General features: G+C 61.8%; 19 protein-coding genes and 1 riboswitch. Of the genes, 8 read left to right on the forward strand and 11 right to left on the reverse strand.

The window, feature by feature from the left end; genetic code table 11:
- Positions 1-45 precede the first annotated feature (45 nt).
- Entirely contained in the window at positions 46-1,782 is a 1,737-nt protein-coding gene (locus WC026_RS12100; protein WP_372711232.1) for an AAA family ATPase, read from the forward strand.
- A complete protein-coding gene (locus tag WC026_RS12105) occupies positions 1,779-2,624 on the forward strand; it encodes a hypothetical protein (protein ID WP_372711233.1) in 846 nt (281 codons plus the stop codon). Before WC026_RS12100 ends, WC026_RS12105 begins: the two co-directional genes overlap by 4 nt.
- 4 nt (positions 2,625-2,628) lie before the next feature.
- Here the strand turns inward: WC026_RS12105 and ppk2 are convergent, their stop codons facing one another.
- Positions 2,629-3,588 (reverse strand): polyphosphate kinase 2, encoded by a 960-nt coding sequence (ppk2, locus tag WC026_RS12110; protein ID WP_372711234.1) that lies wholly within the window; start codon positions 3,586-3,588, stop codon positions 2,629-2,631.
- A 189-nt stretch (positions 3,589-3,777) separates the two neighbouring features.
- Positions 3,778-4,332, reverse strand: coding sequence for a GcrA family cell cycle regulator (locus WC026_RS12115; RefSeq protein ID WP_372711236.1), 555 nt, complete (start codon positions 4,330-4,332; stop codon positions 3,778-3,780).
- A 638-nt stretch (positions 4,333-4,970) separates the two neighbouring features.
- Here WC026_RS12115 and WC026_RS12120 point away from each other — a divergent pair.
- From WC026_RS12120 to WC026_RS12130, 3 genes are read left to right on the forward strand one after another with little or no spacing between them, the layout of a single operon-like run.
- Positions 4,971-6,167 (forward strand): aspartate aminotransferase family protein, encoded by a 1,197-nt coding sequence (locus WC026_RS12120; protein WP_372711254.1) that lies wholly within the window; start codon positions 4,971-4,973, stop codon positions 6,165-6,167.
- The gene (gene argF, locus WC026_RS12125; RefSeq protein ID WP_372711237.1) at positions 6,167-7,123 is read left to right on the forward strand and encodes an ornithine carbamoyltransferase; all 957 of its coding nucleotides are present in this window, start codon (positions 6,167-6,169) and stop codon (positions 7,121-7,123) included. Before WC026_RS12120 ends, argF begins: the two co-directional genes overlap by 1 nt.
- A 19-nt stretch (positions 7,124-7,142) precedes the next feature.
- A complete protein-coding gene (locus WC026_RS12130) occupies positions 7,143-8,078 on the forward strand; it encodes an Hsp33 family molecular chaperone HslO (RefSeq protein ID WP_372711238.1) in 936 nt (311 codons plus the stop codon).
- A gap of 195 nt (positions 8,079-8,273) precedes the next feature.
- Here the strand turns inward: WC026_RS12130 and WC026_RS12135 are convergent, their stop codons facing one another.
- From WC026_RS12135 to metZ, 4 genes are all read right to left on the reverse strand, one after another.
- A complete protein-coding gene (locus WC026_RS12135) occupies positions 8,274-8,834 on the reverse strand; it encodes a histidine kinase (RefSeq protein WP_372711239.1) in 561 nt (186 codons plus the stop codon).
- 212 nt (positions 8,835-9,046) lie between these two features.
- Positions 9,047-10,213 carry an acetylornithine deacetylase gene (argE, locus tag WC026_RS12140; protein WP_372711241.1) on the reverse strand — a complete coding sequence of 389 codons (1,167 nt, stop codon included), beginning with the start codon at positions 10,211-10,213 and terminating at the stop codon, positions 9,047-9,049.
- A 14-nt stretch (positions 10,214-10,227) separates the two neighbouring features.
- Positions 10,228-10,671, reverse strand: a complete 444-nt coding sequence (apaG, locus tag WC026_RS12145) for a Co2+/Mg2+ efflux protein ApaG (RefSeq protein WP_372711242.1) — start codon at positions 10,669-10,671, stop codon at positions 10,228-10,230.
- A gap of 10 nt (positions 10,672-10,681) precedes the next feature.
- A complete protein-coding gene (metZ, locus tag WC026_RS12150) occupies positions 10,682-11,890 on the reverse strand; it encodes an O-succinylhomoserine sulfhydrylase (protein ID WP_372711243.1) in 1,209 nt (402 codons plus the stop codon).
- Positions 11,891-11,961: 71 nt separating this feature from the next.
- Positions 11,962-12,040, reverse strand: a riboswitch (SAM riboswitch).
- A 99-nt stretch (positions 12,041-12,139) separates the two neighbouring features.
- Here metZ and WC026_RS12155 point away from each other — a divergent pair.
- Positions 12,140-13,264 carry a 2'-deoxycytidine 5'-triphosphate deaminase gene (locus WC026_RS12155; RefSeq protein ID WP_372711244.1) on the forward strand — a complete coding sequence of 375 codons (1,125 nt, stop codon included), beginning with the start codon at positions 12,140-12,142 and terminating at the stop codon, positions 13,262-13,264.
- Positions 13,265-13,478: 214 nt separating this feature from the next.
- Here WC026_RS12155 and WC026_RS12160 read toward each other — a convergent pair whose 3' ends face one another.
- Positions 13,479-13,832, reverse strand: a complete 354-nt coding sequence (locus tag WC026_RS12160) for a DUF1428 domain-containing protein (protein WP_372711245.1) — start codon at positions 13,830-13,832, stop codon at positions 13,479-13,481.
- Between the two features lie 120 nt (positions 13,833-13,952).
- Positions 13,953-14,294 (reverse strand): ArsR/SmtB family transcription factor, encoded by a 342-nt coding sequence (locus WC026_RS12165; protein ID WP_372711246.1) that lies wholly within the window; start codon positions 14,292-14,294, stop codon positions 13,953-13,955.
- Between the two features lie 154 nt (positions 14,295-14,448).
- Between WC026_RS12165 and WC026_RS12170 the strand changes: the two genes are divergently transcribed.
- The gene (locus WC026_RS12170) at positions 14,449-15,222 is read left to right on the forward strand and encodes an SDR family oxidoreductase (RefSeq protein WP_372711247.1); all 774 of its coding nucleotides are present in this window, start codon (positions 14,449-14,451) and stop codon (positions 15,220-15,222) included.
- Between the two features lie 223 nt (positions 15,223-15,445).
- Complete coding sequence (locus WC026_RS12175) at positions 15,446-15,781, forward strand: HU family DNA-binding protein (protein WP_372711249.1); 336 nt, start codon at positions 15,446-15,448, stop codon at positions 15,779-15,781.
- Positions 15,782-15,952: 171 nt separating this feature from the next.
- Here the strand turns inward: WC026_RS12175 and dapE are convergent, their stop codons facing one another.
- Genes dapE through dapD form a run of 3 tightly spaced genes read right to left on the reverse strand, consistent with a single transcriptional unit; the run spans position 15,953 to position 18,734 of the window.
- A complete protein-coding gene (gene dapE / locus WC026_RS12180; RefSeq protein WP_372711250.1) occupies positions 15,953-17,125 on the reverse strand; it encodes a succinyl-diaminopimelate desuccinylase in 1,173 nt (390 codons plus the stop codon).
- Positions 17,122-17,877, reverse strand: a complete 756-nt coding sequence (locus WC026_RS12185) for a hypothetical protein (protein ID WP_372711251.1) — start codon at positions 17,875-17,877, stop codon at positions 17,122-17,124. The genes dapE and WC026_RS12185 overlap by 4 nt, the downstream gene beginning before the upstream one ends.
- 2 nt (positions 17,878-17,879) lie before the next feature.
- A complete protein-coding gene (gene dapD / locus WC026_RS12190) occupies positions 17,880-18,734 on the reverse strand; it encodes a 2,3,4,5-tetrahydropyridine-2,6-dicarboxylate N-succinyltransferase (protein WP_372711252.1) in 855 nt (284 codons plus the stop codon).
- Positions 18,735-19,113: the final 379 nt, after the last annotated feature.

The following is a 19,113-nucleotide window of genomic DNA, read 5'->3' on the forward strand; positions in this document are numbered from 1 at the left end:
AACGTCCGCAGGTGTAGAGGCGTTGCCTTCCTGGGGGATTGTGGCATGGTTTTCTGGCGCAATAGATCGGCAAAGAAAGCCGATACGCCGGTCGTCGCTGAAGAACGTGCCGTCGAGCCTGCCGCGCAAACGGAAGCCGCAAGCGCGCAATCTTCCAAAACGCCGCCGCAGCCAATACCGCAAACCAATGTCGTCACGCTGGTGACGTCGCGGCTTGCCGATCGGTTGGCCGACAGGCTGGCCGGTGTCGCGACTACGGCCGGACAGATCGAAGTTCAGGACACGAAGACGATCAAGCCGCCGCAGGTTCCGACCGAACCTTCGCCGATTGCGCCTTCAGCGCAGCCGCATGTCTTCGGGCAGAAGCGCGCCGTGGAAAAAATTCGTGTCGCGCTCAATGCAAAGCCGGGCGAGCATGTTCTCATTCTTGGTGAGCCAGGCACCGGACGGCTGGCGCTCGCGGAAGAGCTTGCGGCGGAAACGGCGCGCAACGCTGCCGACGATTGGATTTACGTCATCGAACGGCACACGCCGACGCGCGCGAAAGCCTTCGCCATTCCGCATGGGAAGGCTGGGGACTTGGTGCGCGATCTTCGCGCCGCCATCGACAAGGCGACGGTCGCGTTCGAACGGCACACCAAAAGCGACGAGCACCGGATCAGCCTCGATCTGCTGGAAGAGGAAATTCGCTATCTCGGCGACAAGGCCGTCGATGAAGTGCGACGGCGCGCGGAATCGCAGAACATCGCGGTGGTCAAATCGCTCGATGGTTATGTGCTGGCGCCCATGCATGAGGGGCGTGTCGTCCGCTCGGACGTTTTCCGGGCGCTGCCGGAGGCTCTGAAGCGGAACGTCGAAGCCAAGATCACGACGCTCGAGGGCGAGCTGCAGTCGATCGTGGCGACGCTTCCAAATGTCGAGTTCGAGGCGAGCGAGAAATATGAGGCGCTCGTCAGGCAGACGGCTTTGCGCGCGATCCGGCCGAGCCTTGTCGCCCTCAAGGGCGCGCATGAGGACGACCAGTCGATCGTCGCGGCGATCGACGCCGTCGAAGACGCATTCGTGGCGTCGTCGACATCGGGCGGCGCAGCTGGAGCGCAGGCGGCCATGCCGCTCAATCTGGCGGCCGATGACGGCGACGAGGCGCGCAAGGTCGTGACCGTGCGGCATGTGTCGCCCGTCGAACTCCTGGGTGAAATCGGCCGCGATGCGCTGGGACGTCCGGCGCATGTTCCGGGTCAACTGGCCCGCGCCGGTTCGGGATTCGTCATCATCGAGGCTTGGCGGCTTGCCGCCGATCCAATGGCGTGGTCGGCCTTGAGCGCCGTGCTCGCGTCGCGCGAGATCACGCCGCTGAGCGGGCCGGGCCTGTCGATCAAGGCTGATCCGGTGCCGCTCGCCGCAACCGTCATCCTGATCGCCGACGAACCGTCGTGGTCAAAGCTCGAAGCGATCGAGCCCGGGGTCGGCCGGCATTTTCCGCACGTCGCCAAGCTTAGCTCGGCAGTGGCGCTCGCGGATATGCCCGAGGTCGAATATTCGATGGGTGCGGCCCGGCTCGCGTCCGATCACGCGCTTCGCCCGCTGGCGCCGAGCGTCGCGCCGATCATCTACAAGGATGCGGTCCGGCGTGGCGGCGGTCGCGTTTCACTCTCCTGCACGACGCTGCTGCATCTCCTCAAAGACGCCGATGCCGTCGCAGGCGCGCGCGATGCTACGCAGATCCGGGCTTCCGACGTTACCGAGGCGTTGGCGCATCGTGCCGACGGGGAAACTCCATGATCACGCACGTGGCCGAAGCTTCCGAGCTGAGTGGCCGCGTCGTTCTCTGGCTCGATCCCGAGTCGCGCTGCACGCCGACGGTTCTCGAGGCGCCGCTCCGTCTGGCTCGAGCCTATGACGCGGAAATCGAGACGATCGTCGTCGATCAGCGTGCGGATGAAAGCGGTGAAGTTCCATTCCGCCGCATCGGTCATGTCAGCCTGCCGGATGTTCCGCCCGTCGCGTACCGTTTCCAGCTTCTGGCGCAGCGTTGCCGGCGGACGGTCGAGGATGCAGGCCGGACCCACAAGGTGAAGGTTCGTCATGCCCTGGCGCAAGGCGATGCCGTCGACCGCATTTCCGAGATGTGCCTGATGCGGGGACCTTGGAATATCGTGGCATTGACCGGCACACCGGCGGTCGGCGGGCAGTCGGTCATCAATTCGCTGCTTGCCAACGTCAGCGGCGCGACGGGTTTTCTGTTGTGCGGCGATGCGCTGAAAAACCGGAAAACGGGTGTCGTCGTTATTGTCGAAGACGGCGAACGCTTGCCGTCGATGCTGCGTGCGGCCGAGCGGTTATCGCTGCCCGGGGCCGCTATTCATCTCGTCATCGGAGCGGAGACGGCGGCGGAGCATGCCGATCTTGAGCATCAGGCGCGTCTGTTGACGGCCGACGCATTGCCTGTCGTGTTCGCGCCGATCGGCCCGACGTTCGGTGTGCCGGGCGCGATGACCGAGATCGTTGCGCGCATGAAGCCGTCGTTCGTCGTTGCGCGCTTTGGCGGTACGGCGGTCGCCGACGGCCGGGAGCTTTCGCGCGCGTCGGCCGCGATCCAGGCGCCGATCCTGCTGGTCCGATGATCGTTTACGCGGGCGAATAAATAATCTGCGGATCGGCCGCGCCGATGGCCGCGAGATCGCGGCCTTCATAGTCGATCGCCAACAGCACGTGGCGTATGGTTTCGAGGCGGGCGCGACGCTGATCGTTGGCGCGAATGACCATCCACGGCGCGATGACCGTGTTGGTGAAGCGGAACATCTCGACCTCGGCGTTGGTGTAGTCGTCGTATTTCGGGAGCGCCGCGACGTCGATGTCGGACAGCTTCCATTGTTTCAACGGATCCTGGCGGCGCTCGTAGAAGCGCTTCAATTGCATTTCGCGGCCGATCGTCAGGTAGAATTTGAAAAGCTTGATGCCGTCGCGAACGAGCAGGCCCTCGAACTCCGGTGCCTCGCGCAGGAAGATTGCCAGCTGATGCTCGGTGCAGAAGCCCATGACACGCTCGACCCCGGCGCGATTGTACCAGGAGCGGTCGAAGAGGACGATTTCGCCCGCCGTTGGCAGGTGCACGGCGTAGCGCTGGAAGTAGAGCTGTCCGCGTTCGGTTTCGGTCGGCTTGGTCAGAGCGACGGTGCGCGTATTGCGCGGATTCATGTGCTGATTGAAGGCTTTGATGCATGAGCCTTTGCCGGAGCCGTCGCGCCCCTCGTAGAGACAGAGGATGCGGCCGCCGGTTTTGAGATTGTGCTTCTGCAGTTTCGCGAGCTCGATCTGCAGCGCCTGCAGACGCTCCTCGAAATCCGCGCGCTTCATGCGCTCGTCGTAAGGGTATCCGCCGGAGCGCATCGCGGCGTCTTCTATCGCCTTCGGCAGCTTTGGGGCGTCGATCGAAAAACTTTTAAGAAGGTCCGCGCCGGTTCCGCTGGACGCGAGTTTCTTCGTGGCTTTGCGGTCGGCGGCCGTCGGTTCGGCGTCGCTCGCTTTTGATGACGAGGTGACGGTCTGGTCTTTATTCGACTTTCCCTTGCCTTTGTTTTTCGACACGGGACGTCTCCTCGGGGCTGTTCGATGACGGTGCGGGCCTGAGACGTTAGCACACGGCAAAAAGCCCGTTCTGCGACGGCGCCAAGACGGTTAGCGAAATGGACATAGAAAAGCCAGCAGCGGCCCCCGCGCGCTGCTGGCTTTCCGTGCTCCGCTGGCTTTGCCCCCCGGCTAGCCTCGCGGAATATCTCAGGCTCGCTGCTTCGGATCGGCTACTGCGAGAAGTACGTTGGCAGTGGCGACCGGGCTCTCGATTTCGATGCGCTCGCGGCGACGTGGCGCGACCGGCTGGAAGGCGCGTCGAGCGTGGACCTCGCAATAGGGAAGAAGCGGCACCTTCGTGCGCCCGCAGAAATGAAATTCCGCGGTCTGCGGATCGCCGATCGGCCAGCGGCAGCTGCATTCGGTCAGCGTTTGGATCGTCTTGCGCTCGGCAAGCGGGATCTCGATTTCCTCCGCCGGCGGCACGTAAGCCTCGGTGTCCATATAGAGCGCGCGGACGGCCGGATTGCCGGACTGGGCGAAGCGCGGTTTCACCGGCCTCTTGGCATTGACCATGCGACTGCGCGGCCGGTGCGTTTTCATGCGTGACGTGGTCGCCCGGCCGGAAAGGCCGAGGCGGTGAACTTTTCCTATGACCGCATTGCGGGTCACACTTCCAAGACGGCCGGCGATCTGGCTAGCGCTTAGTCCTTCCGACCAGAGCTTCTTCAACAGATCCACGCGCTCATCAGTCCAAGACATGCGTCGTATGCTCCCTCTCGAGCCGCAATAGCGGCGTGCACCCCCCGGATGCCCGCGGAACGACGGTCGAGACGCGATGTCTGCGCGCGCGCAGTCGAAACGACAGCACGCGGATGCAGGACAACGACGGCCCTGACCGGTTACAAACGCAGAAACTTCAGGAAAACGCGGAACATACGCGCAAGAGACGCGGGCGGCTCATACAAGGCTGCCCAGAGCGCGGTTGGAGCCGATACACAGCCGGAACAAGAGGCGCTACAGGCGCCGCCAGATCTCGTGGCCCAACAAGGGTAAGTTACAACATGCTGAATCCCGCCTACAAGCCAGAGGTTTAATCATAAGGGTATTGACAGGAATACGTTGCGAGGCGGCAACAGATCGATTCGTGGCCGGGGATATGTCCGAATTGCCTGTTTGGGAGTATAGGCTTTCAACCGCTGGATTGTAGCGCTCGCCGTTCTACTCGCGGCACCCCGGGAATAGGGGACATTCGTTGACAGGAATTCGGTCAACGCGTATCAGTGGTTGCATTCGAGCCGCCGGACGTGGGCGGCTTTTTGATTTTCCGCCTGGGGTTATCCACGCACATGGCATCTTCCCCCGCCGCGCTGGGGAAAACACCCGGCAGCTTCTCATCATTGACCGAGCCGTCGACGGCCGTCATGGGCACTTACGGCCGCCAGAACATCGTGTTCGCGCGCGGCGAAGGGTCATGGCTTTTTGCAGAAAACGGCGACCGGTATCTTGATTTCGGATCAGGCGTCGCGGTCAACGCGCTCGGTCACGCGCATCCGGCTCTCGTCGCGGCGCTCAAGGCGCAAGCGGACAAGCTCTGGCACACGTCGAACCTTTATCGCGTCGAAGGCCAGGAAACCGTTGCGGAAAAGCTGACGCGGCTGACGTTTGCCGAGCGCGTCTTCTTCTGCAATTCGGGCGCGGAGGCGTGCGAAGGCGCGATCAAGGTTGCGCGGCGCTATCATTATGTCTCCGGTCATCCTGAGCGGCAGCGGATCATCACGTTCCGCGGCGCGTTTCATGGCCGGACGCTGGCGACGCTTGCCGCAGCCGGGAACGAAAAATATCTCGAAGGCTTCGCGCCGGAAGCGGGCGGCTTCGATCACGTCGATGCCGGAGATCTTGCGGCTCTTGAAGCTGCGATCTCGCCGGAGACGGCGGCGATCATGCTGGAGCCGATCCAGGGCGAGGGCGGCGTTCGCGCTTTCTCGCCGGAGGACTTGCGGGCCATTCGTGATCTTTGCGACCGGCACGGGCTGCTGCTGGTGCTCGACGAAGTGCAGACCGGCATCGGGCGTACCGGCAAGCTGTTCGCGCACGAGTGGGCGGGTATCACGCCGGACGTCATGGCGGTCGCGAAGGGGCTAGGCGGTGGATTTCCAGTCGGTGCGATCCTGGCGACGGCGGAAGCCGCGAAAGGCATGACGCCCGGCACGCACGGCTCGACGTTCGGCGGCAATCCGCTGGCGATGGCGGTGGCCTCGACGGTGCTCGATATCGTTGCGGAGCCAGAGTTTCTTGAAGCGGTTCGCGCCAAAGCGCTGCATCTGAAGCAAGGACTTGAGGGTCTTAAGGACCAGCACGCCGACGTCGTCGAAGAGGTTCGCGGCGCAGGCCTTCTTACCGGCCTCAAGCTCAAGGCGCATGTCTCGCCGCAAGCGGTCGTCAAGGTGGCGGCGGATGAAAAGCTGCTGCTGGTCGGCGCTGGTGACAACTGCGTGCGCGTGCTTCCACCCCTGATCGCTTCGGACAAAGACATTGCCGAAGCCATGCAAATTCTATCGCGCGCGCTTTCGCGCGTCGCTCGTGAGGTTGCCTGATGCTGGAGAAGGCTCCGACTTTAATGACCGCCAAACAGGGCCCGAGGCATTTTCTCGATATTGCCGATCTCGATTCCAAGACGCTGCGCAAGATCATCGACAATGCGCACGCGATGAAGCGCGCCGGGAAACGTGTTCCGGCCGAGCTTCGCCCGAAGGGGATCGAAGACGCCGTTCTCGTGCTGATTTTCGAGAAACCGTCGACGCGGACGCGTGTGTCGTTCGATGTCGCGATGCGCCAGCTCGGCGGCGGAGCCTTGACGCTCAATCATGACGATCTGCAGCTTGGGCGCGGCGAGTCCGTGGCCGACACGGCGCGGGTTCTGTCGCGTTATGCCGACGGCATCATGATCCGCGCCAACGCGCACGCGACGCTCGTCGAGCTTGCGCGCCACGCGACGATCCCGATTATCAATGGACTGACGGAAAAGAGCCATCCGTGCCAGATCATGGCCGATATCCAGACGTTCGAGGAGCATCTCGGCCCGATCAAAGGCCGTACCATCGCGTGGGTCGGAGACGGCAACAACGTCGCGGTATCGTGGATGCATGCGGCGGTGCGTTTCGGATTCAAGCTCAGGCTCGCGTGCCCGAAGTCGCTTTATCCGGAGGCTGAGTTCATCGATTGGGTCCGGCGCGAGAAGGGTAATGTCGAAATCGGCACCGATCCCAATGAGGCCGTGAAGGGCGCCGATTGCGTCGTCACCGATACGTGGGTGTCGATGGGGCAGTCGGGCGCCGCCAAGCGCAAGAAGATTTTGGCTCCCTATGCCGTCGATGCCAAGCTGATGAGCAAGGCCAGCAAAACCGCCATCTTCATGCATTGCCTGCCTGCTTATCGCGGACACGAAGTCAGCGAAGAGGTTCTGGAAGGCCCGCAATCGGTTATTTTCGATGAAGCCGAAAACCGCCTGCACGCGCAGAAGGCCATTCTTGCGTGGTGTTTCGGCGGGTAACGCCTAAGAGTATCGCTCCATGCCGATCGAACAGCAGCCGCCCCGTGTGCCGGCTGACGACAGCGTCGTCGTTTTTCGCACGCGCCGTTCGAACGTTCGCGGCCGGCTCGTCCGCCTCGGCAAGGTGCTCGACGATATCGTCACGCCACATGCGATGCCGGATGCGCCGAGCAAGTTTTTGTCGGAAGCGATCGCGGTTGCCGCCCTTTGCGGTTCGGCGCTGCCTGACGGCGGCAATCTCAATCTCCAGGTTCGCGCGAGCGGGGCGGTGTCCATTCTCGTTGCCGACTACGCCGCGCCCGGTCGATTGCGGGGATATGCACGCTACGATGCGGCCAAGCTCGACGCCGCAGAATCTCAGCGTGCCGGTCTTGGCGATGGGCATCTGGCGCTGACGCTCGATTCCGGTCCCGGCGAAGAACGCTATCAAGGCGTGCTCGCATTTGAAAATGCGCCGCTGCAGGCGACGACGGCCGCTTATTTCGAGCAGCGCGAAGGGCTTCCGACGTTCATCCGCATCGCGATTGCGAACCAGTTCGTCGCGGGGCGCCGGTCAGCGTCGAGCACCTCCGAGTGGCATCGCCGCGGCGGCGGGCTGATGGTGCAAAGTCTCGCGGCTCAGCGTGACGGGGAAGATGAAGTCGCTGAAGACTGGCGTCGCGTCGAGATGCTGGCGGCGACCGTCGAGGATCACGAGCTTCTCGATCCTGATTTGCCCGTCGAGCGTCTGCTGCTCAGACTGTTTCACGAAGAGCAGGTCGCGATCGAGCGTGTGATCCCTCTTTCCTCATTCTGCAGATGCAGCCGAGCGAAAGTCGAGAATGTGCTGACGGCGTTTGGAGCGGCAGAGCTTGCCGACATGCGCGACGACAACGGCAGGATCGTCGTGACATGCGAGTTCTGCACGTCGCGATACGCGTTCTCTCTCGATGATCTGAAGCAGGCCGGTGATTAAATTGCGTTTTTTCCCACTTACGTCATGGCTGCGCAGGCGGCCATGACGGCGGGAGTGGCGTTGTCGTCGTGACAATGGTGTGGTTTTGCGAGTGGTGACAACGAGGGTGGCGTTGTTGGTGTCGACGGCGTGCCTCTATCGGGCGTGCCGGTGGGGCGCCTTGCGACCGTGAGCCGACTATTCGCTTTTGGCGCGTTAGCGCATGCCGCCGTTGGCGACTTTGCCGGCCTGGCCGCCTGCCTCACGCGGATCGCCGCTCTCGGCCTTTGCGCCGGAGACATCGTATTCCGTCTTCGAGCGGGCGCTGGCGATTTGCGAGCCGTCGAGTTTGCAGGTTCCGGACTTGTCGATCAAGGTGAAGGCGGGGTTCGGTTTGTCGACGAATTCGGCGCGCGTAACTTTGCCGTCGCCGTTGGCGTCGTAATATTGCAGGTTCGCCGTCTCGAAAAGGCGGTCGACCTTGATAAGATTAGGCCACTCGGTGGCGTCTAACGAGTCATCGTGATCGGCGTCGGCGCCATTGAACAGGTCTTCGGCATAAGATTTCCATTCGTTGCACGTCACGACGTTGTCGTGGTTCGTATCCCAGCTTCCGGCGGCCTGCAGAAAGGCGCGGTCGACTTCAGAGAGCGAGTTGCCGCCAAACGGGTTGATCGATCCGATCGACGGCAGCGGCGTCGTCGAACATGCCGACAGCGTCAGCCCGGCGATCGTTGCGCAAAGAACGGACGGCAAGGATTTGAAGCGCAAGGGCATGGGGCTGTCTCTGTGATCGCGAGTGCTTGCTGGCTAGGGCGCATTCGTACTCCTAACACTGCGTCGATTGCGCGGCAGAGCCAGAAAAAGCAGTGGGTTGATGCAAAAGTGCACGAAGATGTCGCAGCGATGTCACACGAGGCCGAAAACGCGACCAAGGCTTTGATGTGACGCAATATTTTTCAGAGATTAGGTTTTTTGGTACGCAAGCATCAGGCTTCGGCCCAGTCTCCGAGCCGCTCAAGAAACGCCATGCACTTTGCGATTTCGCTTTCGGCGATCCATTCGTCGGCGGTGTGCGCCTGCGCGATGTCTCCGGGTCCGCAGACAACGGCCGCAGCTCCGGCTTCCTGAAACAGGCCAGCCTCCGTTGCGAAGGACACCGTGTGGGTTTCGTTCTGGCCCGTGAGCTTCAGCGCGAGCGCGACGACGTCGGACGTGCGGTCGGCTCCGAAGGGCGTGACGGAATTCGTTCGCGTTATCGCGATGTCGGCTTCCGGCGCAATGGCGCGCATTTCGGGCAGGCATTGCGTCTCGGCGAACTGGCGCAGGCGGCGTTCAATGATCGCGGGATCGAGGCCCGGCAAGGCGCGCACTTCGAAGCCGAACGTGCAGCTGATCGGAATGATGTTGGACGCCGTGCCGCCTTCGAGCATCGTGACCTGAAGCGTCGGGTAGTCGGGGTCGAAACGGGCGTTGCGGACGGTCTTTTTCAGCTCCGCTTCGATACGCTCAAGCTCACCGATAAGGCGTGCGGCGTAGGTGATCGCATTGACGCCGAGCGGCGCCATGCTCGAATGCGCGGCTCGGCCTTTGACTTCCACGAGCCAGCGGACTGGGCCTTTGTGCGCGTCGACGACCTGCATCGACGTCGGCTCGCCGACGATGACCATGCGTGGCTTCGGCAGCTCTTTGCCGAGTTCCGCAAGCATTGGGCGAACGCCGAGGCAGCCGACTTCCTCATCGTAGGAAAATGCGAGATGGATCGGCGTCTTGAGCTTGCGTTTGTTGAAGTCCGGCGTTGCCGCAAGAACGGCCGCGATAAAGCCTTTCATGTCCGCCGTGCCGCGGCCGTAATAGCGACCGTCGGCGGCGCGCATCGTGAAGGGGTCGCTGGTCCAGGTTTGGCCGTCGACGGGAACGACGTCGGTGTGCCCTGACAATGCGACGCCGCCTTCGCCGTCCGGTCCAATTGTGGCGTAGAGAGACGATTTCTGGCCGTCGTCGCTGACGATACGGCGCGAGGCGACGCCGTGCTCGCGCAGGTAATCTTCGATGAAGGCGATGATATCGAGATTGCTGCGGTAGCTGGTCGTATCGAACGCGACGAGGCGAGCGAGCAGCTCCGCCGGTGAATGGGTTTCGCTTCTCGTGCTCATTCGGCCTGCCGCTGTCAGTTCATGCTGCGACGCGTGTACGGGCTATCCAGCGAGAAGGCCGGGATGGCGACGTCGAACAGCGTGCCCGCCTCATCGGTCATCTGATAGCTGCCGACCATGATGCCCTGCGGGGTCTTCAATGGGCAGCCGGACGTATAGTTGAAGGACTCGCCCGGCTGAATCGTCGGGGTCTGTCCGATGACTCCAGGGCCGCGCACTTCCTCGGTATGGCCGAGCGCGTCGGTGATGCGCCACATGCGCGATTTCAGCTGCACCGTTTCCTGGCCGTCGTTGCTGATTTCGACGGCATAGGACCAGACGAAATGGCTGTCCTCAGGCGACGACTGATCGTCCAGGTACTGCGGTTCCACACGAATGCGGATGCCGCGCGTGATGGCCTCATAAGGATGGCTGGCAGCCCGCCTTTTCGATGTCGATGCCGGCGTATTCTTGGTCATTGGGTTCCCATCATCCCCTGGCCGCCTTTACTGCGTTCGTCAGATCGTCGGCTAAATCTTCGGCGGCTTCAAGTCCGACGGATAGCCGGATCATGCCATCACTAATGCCCAATTCGTCGCGCTGGGCCGGGGTGAGCTTGAAATGCGTCGTCGTTGCGGGGTGCGTGACGATGCTTTTCGTGTCGCCGAGGTTATTGGAAAGGATGATGAGGCGCAGCGCATTGAGGCAGCGGAAGGCGCCATTTTTCCCGCCTTCGACCTCGAAGGCGATCATCTGGCCGCCGCCCGGCATCTGGCGTGCGGCAAGCTCCGCCTGCGGATGATCGGCGCGGCCCGGATAGATAACGCGCGTAACGCCTGGGAGCCCGGCTAACAGGTCGGCGATTTTTGCGGCCGACGCGCACGCCGCCCGAATGCGGACGGGCATGGTTTCCAGGCTCTTGAGCAACACCCAGGCATTGAAGGGCGCGATCGAAGGCCCGGTCTGGCGAAGCCATTCCTGCACGTATTTCGTGATGAATTCGGTTTTTCCGAGCACGGCGCCGCCGAGGCAGCGGCCCTGGCCGTCGATGTGCTTGGTCGCGGAATAGACGACGACGTCGGCTCCGAGCGCGAGCGGCCGCTGCAGCAGCGGGGTGGCGTAGACGTTATCGACGATCGACACAATGCCCTTCTCGCGGGCGATCTTGCACACGCCTTCGATGTCGACGAGTTCGAGGTTCGGATTGGAAGGCGTTTCGAAGAAGAACATCTTCGTGTTGGGCCGGATGGCCTCGCGCCAAGCGTTCAAGTCTTTGCCGTCGACCAGCGTCGAGGTGACGCCAAGGCGTCCGCAGATCGTCTCGATGACGTTGCGACACGAACCGAACATCGCGCGCGCCGCGACAATATGGTCGCCGGTGCGGACGTAAGACAGGATCGACGCGGTAACGGCCGCCATGCCCGTCGCGGTGGCGAGGCATTCCTCGGCGCCTTCGAAGATCTTCAGCCGTTCCTCGAACATCGCCGTCGTCGGATTTCCGAAGCGCGTGTACTGAAAGCCCGGGTCTTCTTGCTTGAAGCGGGCTTCGGCCTGCTCGGCGGTGTTATAGACGAAGCCCTGCGTCAGATAGAGCGCTTCCGCCGTTTCGTTCCATTGCGACCGCGTGATGCCGCCATGCACGAGTGCCGTCTCGGGCCGCCAATTGCGCCCGGCAGGATGCTCTTGTTCTTTTGCCATCGGACTTTAGCCTTTCGCGCCAAAAAAAACCCGGTCCACGGGCGCCGGTCGTCAAAGCCGGGCGCGGGAAACCGGGAGCGCACACGGCCTCTTTAGCGACTTATTTAACGTGGCTGCAAGCCGGCCGGCCAAAGGACCACGGAACGTCTCGGGGATTAACTCCGGTGCCCCTTGGCGTCAAGGGGCGGCTGCCTTAGGGATCGACATTAGCGTTAGTGGGCCGGAGCGGGCTGAAGGGCGAAGGAACATATGGCCAAGGCAGAGAGGATCATTGCGGCGTCGAAGCTACGCGATGCGGCTCAGGGTATCGTTCCCTCGCAAGGCATTACACGGATGATTGCCTCAGGCGAGATCGTGCTCGCGGAGCCCGTTGCCGAAACGCAGGTGCAGCCCGCGAGCCTCGATTTGAGGCTTGGACCTGTCGCCTATCGGGTTCGGGCGAGTTTCCTGCCGAAGCCCGGCGGCCGCGTGCAGACGAAGCTCGACGACCTCGCGCTCCATACGATCAGTTTGAGCCAGGGCGCTGTGCTCGAAACCGGCTGTGTCTATATCGTGCCGTTGCTCGAAAGCCTGGAGTTGTCTCAGGCTATCGAAGCCTCCGCCAATCCGAAAAGCTCGACGGGGCGGCTCGACGTCTTTACGCGCGTCATTGCCGACGGCGTTGGCGCGTTCGATCAGATCCCGCACGGCTATCACGGCCCGCTCTTCGCTGAAATCTGTCCGCAGACGTTTCCGATCGTCGTCAGGAAGGGATCGCGGCTTTCGCAAATCCGCTTTCGCGTCGGCACGGCGGCCGACAGCGATGTCGATCTGAAAGAGCTTCACAAGCGCGAGCGGCTGATTTCAACGGAGGATGCGGACATCTCCGGCGGCATCGCGCTGTCGGTCGATCTGGCGGGCGATGCCAAAGGGCTCGTTGGATTTCGCGCACGCCGTCATACCGGCGTCGTCGATGTGGACAAACCGGGCGCCTATCCGGTCGAGGATTATTGGGACCCGATCTATGTTCGCGACAAGCATCGCCTGATCCTCGATCCGGACCAGTTCTATATTCTCGCGTCGAAAGAAGCCGTGCACGTTCCGCCGACGCACGCCGCGGAAATGGTGCCGTTCAACCCGCTGGTCGGCGAGTTCCGGGTTCACTACGCGGGCTTCATGGACCCGGGTTTTGGCCATGCTCCGGCCGGTGGCGGCGGGTCGCGCGTCGTGCTCGAAGTGCGTTCGCACAAGGTGCCATTCATTCTCGAAGACGGGCAGATCATCGGGCGATTGATCTATGAGCGCATGATCGAGACGCCGGATATGATTTACGGGCAGGGGCTTAAATCGAACTATCAGGGCCAGGGCCTGAAGCTATCGAAGCATTTCAAATAGTTTTTCGTTGGCGTTGGCGACTCCGCTACACGGCAAGCGCGATTGCGCCTTAGCCGTGGATGGCCGCTTGCGCGGCCATGACGACAACTGAAAATATCGAGCATCGATGCCGGACGGCGTAGCTCACACGTCATCTATTCGAAGATCGCAAACTCTTATCCGTCATGGCCGCGCAAGCGGCCATCCACGCTGCGCTCGGTCGAGGATGACGAAGCTACATCTCGACGATCGTCTTGAAGCCGCCGTAGATCATGCGCTTTCCGTCGAACGGCATTTGTGCCATGTCTTTCGACAGGCGAGGATCGGCGAACACCTTTCTCAAAATGGCATCGCGATCGGCGCGCGATTTGTAAATGATCCACGAGAAAGCGACGACTTCGCCCTCTTTCAATTTTACAGCTCGCGGAAACGATGTAACTTTGCCAGGCGGAACATCGTCGCCAATGCATTCGACGTATTCCAGCGCGCCGTGTTCGAGCCAGATCTTGCCGGCCTTCTTCGCCAGCTTCTTGTAGTCGGCGAGGCGGCTTTCCGGGACTGCAACAACAAATCCATCGACGTAGGCCATTTGGTTTTCTCCCTATCCGGGTCGCGACGTCGTGCTTCGACACTCATGACAATGGGTCGCCGCGCGGCTCTCGCCATGCTGGATCGCCGAGGATTTTGACGTTTTGAAGGGGGCAGAGAGCTAGCGCTTCCTGGCTTTTTCACTGGCCTTGAGTTCGCTGGCCTTCAGAATGGCCGAGACAACGCCCGGAAAACGCTTCTCGATTTCCGTGCAGCGGAGCGCGTTGACGACTTCCGTGCCGCGCCGCTCCGACCGGATGATGCCGGCCTCGCGGAGCACCTGAAAATGGTGCGATTGGGTTGATTTCGGGAGATCGGCGGGCGCCGCCGCCGAACAGTTCATCCCGCAGGCGCCGGCGGTGAGCTTTTTGACGATCTCGAGCCGCGTGGGATCGGCGAGCGCGTAGAGCACGCTTTCGAGCGCGATATCTTCGATGGCGGGGTGAACGAATGGCCTTTGCATTTGGGCAAGATATAGGCACGAATTCGTGATAATTCAATAGTTCAATAATCTTGAACTACGGAACTATAGGTATTACGTAGGTGTTGTCCGAGGCGGCGTGCCGGGTGCCCGTTGAGCCTGATCAGGACGGACCGACAGAATTCAAGAGGACGACATGTCTAAACCTCTCGCTGGAAAAATTGCGCTGGTCACAGGGGCCAGCCGCGGCATCGGTCGTGCGATTGCCGAGGCACTTGGCCAGGATGGCGCGCTCGTTGCCGTCCATTACGGGAAGAGCAAGGCCGGAGCCGACGAGGTCGTCGCGAAAATCAAATCGGCGGGCGGAGATGCGTTCGCGGTTGGCGCCGATCTATCGAAGAAGGGCGCGGCACAAGCGCTTTTCGCAGGTTTGGATCAGGAACTGACCGCGCGGACCGGTGACACCAAGTTCGATATTCTCGTCAACAATGCCGGCATCGCGCCGTTCGTCGGCTTCGCAGATGCGACCGAGGATGTCCTCGATGAGACCTATACCGTCAACGTCAAGTCGCTGTTTCTGATCACGCAGGAAGCCGTCAAGCGCCTCAGGAACGGGGGCCGCATCATCTCGACGTCGACGGGCGCCGTCAGAACGCCGCTTCCGGCTGTTGCGGCCTATTCCATGCTGAAAGCGTCGCTCGACAACCTCACGAAATCGCTCGCGACCGAACTCGGACCTCGGGAAATTACCGTCAACGCGGTCGCTCCCGGCGTCATCAATACCGACATGGCGGCCGCGTTCGTGAGCAATCCGGAAGGGCAGGCCTTCGCCCTCAGCAAACAGGCTTTGAAGCGTATCGGACAGCCTTCCGACGTGGCCGATGTCGTATCGTTCCTCGCCGGAACACAGTCCCGTTGGGTCACCGGGCAGGTGGTCGAAGCCTCGGGCGGCAGTGCGCTGACTTTCTGATTTTTCTCCCGCATCGCCCGCATCGGGCCGACAATCGGCGCTGAAACTTCCGGGTTTCAGCGCACTTTTTTTGCACCGGACATGAAACTGCCGCTTGCTTTCCGGCAACAAATGCTGCTCATTTCGCGCGCTTCATTCGAAAAACGCCCGTAAACAGCGTGTTTTTGAACCTTGAAGATGTAATGTTCGACTTCAATTTGATTCGCAAATGAGAGGGATAACAATGGCGAAGGCTCCGGCGAAAGCACCGGCAAAAGCTCCGGCAAAGGCAGCTGCAAAGATCGAAACCGTTACGTTGAAGCATATCGCGGCGGCTCTCGCCGAGGCTCACGAGATCCCGAAGAAGCAGTCGATCGCGCTGCTGGAAGACCTGGTTGCCACCATCAGCAAGCATCTGAAGAAGGGCGCGCGCATCCGCATCGGCGGTCTTGGCGTGCTGCAGGTTCGCAAGCGTCCGGCGCGTATGGGCCGCAACCCGGCGACGGGCGAAGCCATCAAGATCAAGGCTTCGAAGAAGATTGCCTTCCGCGCCGCCAAGGAACTCAAAGAATCCGTCTAACGCTCGTTCAGACGCGTGAATTGAAGAAGGTCGCCGGTTACGGCGGCCTTTTTTGTTGGCGCCGGCTACTCCGCTTCGCGGAGTCGGCCGCCAGCGCAGGACTAAACTCGGGCGCGACTCGCGTTTCGCAGCCGGCCGCCCGAAACGCTGGATAGCCAGCCGCCAGCGCGGCTATTCAGTCCGGAAATAATTTGTGATGAAGCGGCCGTAAATGTCGGTCAGCTGCTCGAGATCGGCGATGCTGGTGTGCTCGTCGACCTGATGGATCGTGGCGTTGACCAGGCCGAATTCGACGACGGGGCAAATGTCCTTGATGAAGCGTGCGTCGGACGTGCCGCCGCCGGTCGTCAGTTTCGGCACGCGGCCGGTTACGGATTGCACGGCGTCTGTCAGTGTAGAGACGAGAGGGCCGGGCTTCGTCAGGAAGACATCGCCGGTGCCTGAAAAACTGACATCGTATTTGGCTCCGACTTCGGCGGCTGCGTGTTCGAGCTTATTGCGAACCCAGGCTTCGATCGTCGGGCGGCGCCAGAGATCGTTATAGCGAATGTTGATCTTGGCGACGGCATGCCCGGGTATGACGTTGGTCGCGGTGTTCGGCACCGAGATGACCGTCACTTGCAGGTTGGACGGCTGGAAATCCTCGGTGCCATCGTCGAGCTTCGCCGTCGACAGGCGATCGATGAGGCGTGCAAGCTTCGGCACCGGATTGTCCGCGATCTGCGGATAGGCGGAATGACCCTGCTTGCCGTGAACCACGATCTCGGCGTTGACGGAGCCGCGACGTCCGATGCGGATTTCGTCGCCCAAGGCCTTTGGATTCGACGGTTCGCCGACGATGCAGGCATCAACGACCTCGTCTCTGGACTTCAGCCAGGCGAGGATTTTCATCGTGCCGTTGATCGAGGGGCCTTCCTCGTCGCCCGTGATCAGGAACGACAGCGAACCGTGTTGCAGGCCGTTGTGGTGATGAATGTGCTTCAAGGCGGCGGACACGAAAGCCGCGACGCAGCCCTTCATGTCGACGGCGCCGCGACCGTAGACCTTGCCTTCCCGGATCTCGCCGGAGAACGGCGGGACCGTCCAAACCTTTTCGTCACCCACTGGCACGACGTCGGTGTGGCCTGCGAACGAGAGATGCGGTCGTCCCGAGCCGAGGCGTGCGTAGAGATTATCGACGTCAGGGGTGCCGGGCTCGGAAAAGATCAGCCGGTGACAGGTGAAGCCCGCCGGTTCCAGGACGTTCTGCAGGAGCGTCAGTGCGCCGCCCTCGTCAGGCGTAACGCTTTCGCAGCGAATGAGGGCCTGCGTCAGAGCAACGGGATCGGCAGGGTTCAGCGTCATGACGAAGCGGACGTCCTCTGGCTCTGCTCGATGGTGGGCAGCGGCATATCCCGGCCGTCGAGCGTTTCGATGATGGTGATCTTCTGCCAGATCTTGCTGGAGAGGTCGGAGGTCAGACGCTCGATGTCGCCGACGGTATCGACGACGACGGAATCGCTCAGCCGTTCGGCATAGAGCGCGGCGCATTTCGCCGTCAGCGAGAGCATTTCCGAACAGTAGTCGAGATATCGCATCAACTCGAACAGCGACATCTTGCGATCACCGCTCATGCTGCCGACGGTCGGCGGACGATCGGAACTCGGGTCCTTCGAAAGCTGGTGCATGTCGATGACGTGGACGATGGAGCGCAATTCGTGCAGCGCCGTCAGCGCGCGGGCGCGCTTCCAGCGGGTTTCGAGCGTCGAGACGAAAAACGCGCCACCGCCGAGGAGCACCAGAAGATTGACCAGCGCATCGAGGCCTTGAACGGTCTCGGACCATTCGTCGGTGCCTTTCAGCGCTGCCGCCTGCGTCGCGAGATAAAATAAAATCAAGAGCGAGGAACTTGCCATCACCAGCAGAAGCAGGCGAAGCGTCCAGTTCGGACGATCAACGTAGGTGATGCGCTGGGAGGTGTGTTTGGCGACGCCGCCGAGATCGGCGCAGACCCGCGATAGCCCCGACCCCGGAAAGCGCACCGAGATGCGCTCTTCGAGCTTTTCGATGGTCTCCACAATTCTTGTGGGATCGAGCGCTCGATAGGTCAGGGGCACGGTCAGTCTCGCAACAGCTCGTTGATGCTGGTCTTCGAACGCGTCTTCTCGTCGACGCGCTTGACGATCACGGCGCAATAGAGGTTCGGTCCCGGTTCGCCGTTGGGTAGCGGCTTGCCGGCCATCGAGCCCGAGACGACGACCGAGTAAGGCGGCACCTTGCCGAAGAATTTCTCGCCGGTCGTGCGATCGATGATCGTGGTCGAAGCGCCGAGATAGACGCCCATCGAGAGCACGGAGCCTTCGCCGACCTGAACGCCTTCGGCGACCTCGGCGCGCGCACCGATGAAGCAGTTGTCTTCAATGACGACCGGGCCTGCCTGCAGCGGCTCCAGGACGCCGCCGATGCCGGCGCCGCCCGAGATGTGACAGTTCTTGCCGATCTGGGCGCAGCTTCCAACCGTTGCCCAGGTGTCGACCATCGTGCCGCTGTCGACGTAGGCGCCAAGGTTTACGAAGGCGGGAAGGATCACGGCGCCGGGCGCAATGTAGGCCGAGCGGCGGACGACAGCTCCGGGCAGCACGCGGAAGCCACCCTTGCGGAAGTCGGCTTCCGTCCATCCGGCAAATTTCGGGGGAACCTTGTCCCAATAGAAGCTGCCCGCAGGGCCGCCGGAGATCGTTTCCATATCATTGAGACGGAACGACAAAAGGACAGCCTTTTTCAGCCACTGATTGACCGTCCAGGCGCCATCCTTCTTCTCGGCGACGCGCGCCGCGCCGGTGTCGAGAAGGTTGAGAGACGTCTCGACCGCGTCGCGGACCTCTCCTTTGGTGTCGAACGAAACGGCATCGCGGTTATCCCACGCGCTCTCGATGGTCTTCTGCAGATCGAGCAGGGTATTTGCGGCGGCCATTTCGGTCGGATCTCCGTCATTGTTGTCAGTTTGAAAATACCGTTGGGCCTTGTCGCCTCTTGCCGCAAACCTGTCAATTCGGGCGACGTGAATGAATGGGCGGAAAAGCGGTCCCGAGAGGCCGGTTGCGCGCGTTGGAACACGATCGATTGTGCCTTGCGTGTGATACCGCTGCGGGTGCGAATCTGCCATGTTGCAGCCCCGTCGGACCGCCGTTTCGCGGCCCTCGCAACAAGGAAACGACGTCCATGGCGAAAGCAGAAACCACTGGCAAGAAAGTGTCCTCGGCGGCTTCGAAGGTTCTTCGGAGCAAGTCCGCGTCAAAGGCGGAAAAAGCGGTTGCCGCTTCGGCGCTGACGCAGACGCGGAATCCGAAGGA

Origin of the sequence: Hyphomicrobium sp., from assembly GCF_041674905.1 — a bacterium.
Taxonomy (GTDB): Bacteria; Pseudomonadota; Alphaproteobacteria; order Rhizobiales; family Hyphomicrobiaceae; genus Hyphomicrobium_B.

Bases quoted from the DNA above. Each gene is read 5' to 3' on its own strand.
- WC026_RS12100 (WP_372711232.1), top strand. From the start codon at position 46: ATGGTTTTCTGGCGCAATAGATCGGCAAAGAAAGCCGATACGCCGGTC.
- WC026_RS12105 (WP_372711233.1), top strand. From the start codon at position 1,779: ATGATCACGCACGTGGCCGAAGCTTCCGAGCTGAGTGGCCGCGTCGTT.
- WC026_RS12115 (WP_372711236.1), bottom strand. From the start codon at position 4,332: ATGTCTTGGACTGATGAGCGCGTGGATCTGTTGAAGAAGCTCTGGTCG.
- argF (WP_372711237.1), top strand. From the start codon at position 6,167: ATGCTGGAGAAGGCTCCGACTTTAATGACCGCCAAACAGGGCCCGAGG.
- WC026_RS12130 (WP_372711238.1), top strand. From the start codon at position 7,143: ATGCCGATCGAACAGCAGCCGCCCCGTGTGCCGGCTGACGACAGCGTC.
- WC026_RS12135 (WP_372711239.1), bottom strand. From the start codon at position 8,834: ATGCCCTTGCGCTTCAAATCCTTGCCGTCCGTTCTTTGCGCAACGATC.
- argE (WP_372711241.1), bottom strand. From the start codon at position 10,213: ATGAGCACGAGAAGCGAAACCCATTCACCGGCGGAGCTGCTCGCTCGC.
- apaG (WP_372711242.1), bottom strand. From the start codon at position 10,671: ATGACCAAGAATACGCCGGCATCGACATCGAAAAGGCGGGCTGCCAGC.
- metZ (WP_372711243.1), bottom strand. From the start codon at position 11,890: ATGGCAAAAGAACAAGAGCATCCTGCCGGGCGCAATTGGCGGCCCGAG.
- WC026_RS12155 (WP_372711244.1), top strand. From the start codon at position 12,140: ATGGCCAAGGCAGAGAGGATCATTGCGGCGTCGAAGCTACGCGATGCG.
- WC026_RS12160 (WP_372711245.1), bottom strand. From the start codon at position 13,832: ATGGCCTACGTCGATGGATTTGTTGTTGCAGTCCCGGAAAGCCGCCTC.
- WC026_RS12165 (WP_372711246.1), bottom strand. From the start codon at position 14,294: ATGCAAAGGCCATTCGTTCACCCCGCCATCGAAGATATCGCGCTCGAA.
- WC026_RS12170 (WP_372711247.1), top strand. From the start codon at position 14,449: ATGTCTAAACCTCTCGCTGGAAAAATTGCGCTGGTCACAGGGGCCAGC.
- WC026_RS12175 (WP_372711249.1), top strand. From the start codon at position 15,446: ATGGCGAAGGCTCCGGCGAAAGCACCGGCAAAAGCTCCGGCAAAGGCA.
- dapE (WP_372711250.1), bottom strand. From the start codon at position 17,125: ATGACGCTGAACCCTGCCGATCCCGTTGCTCTGACGCAGGCCCTCATT.
- dapD (WP_372711252.1), bottom strand. From the start codon at position 18,734: ATGGCCGCCGCAAATACCCTGCTCGATCTGCAGAAGACCATCGAGAGC.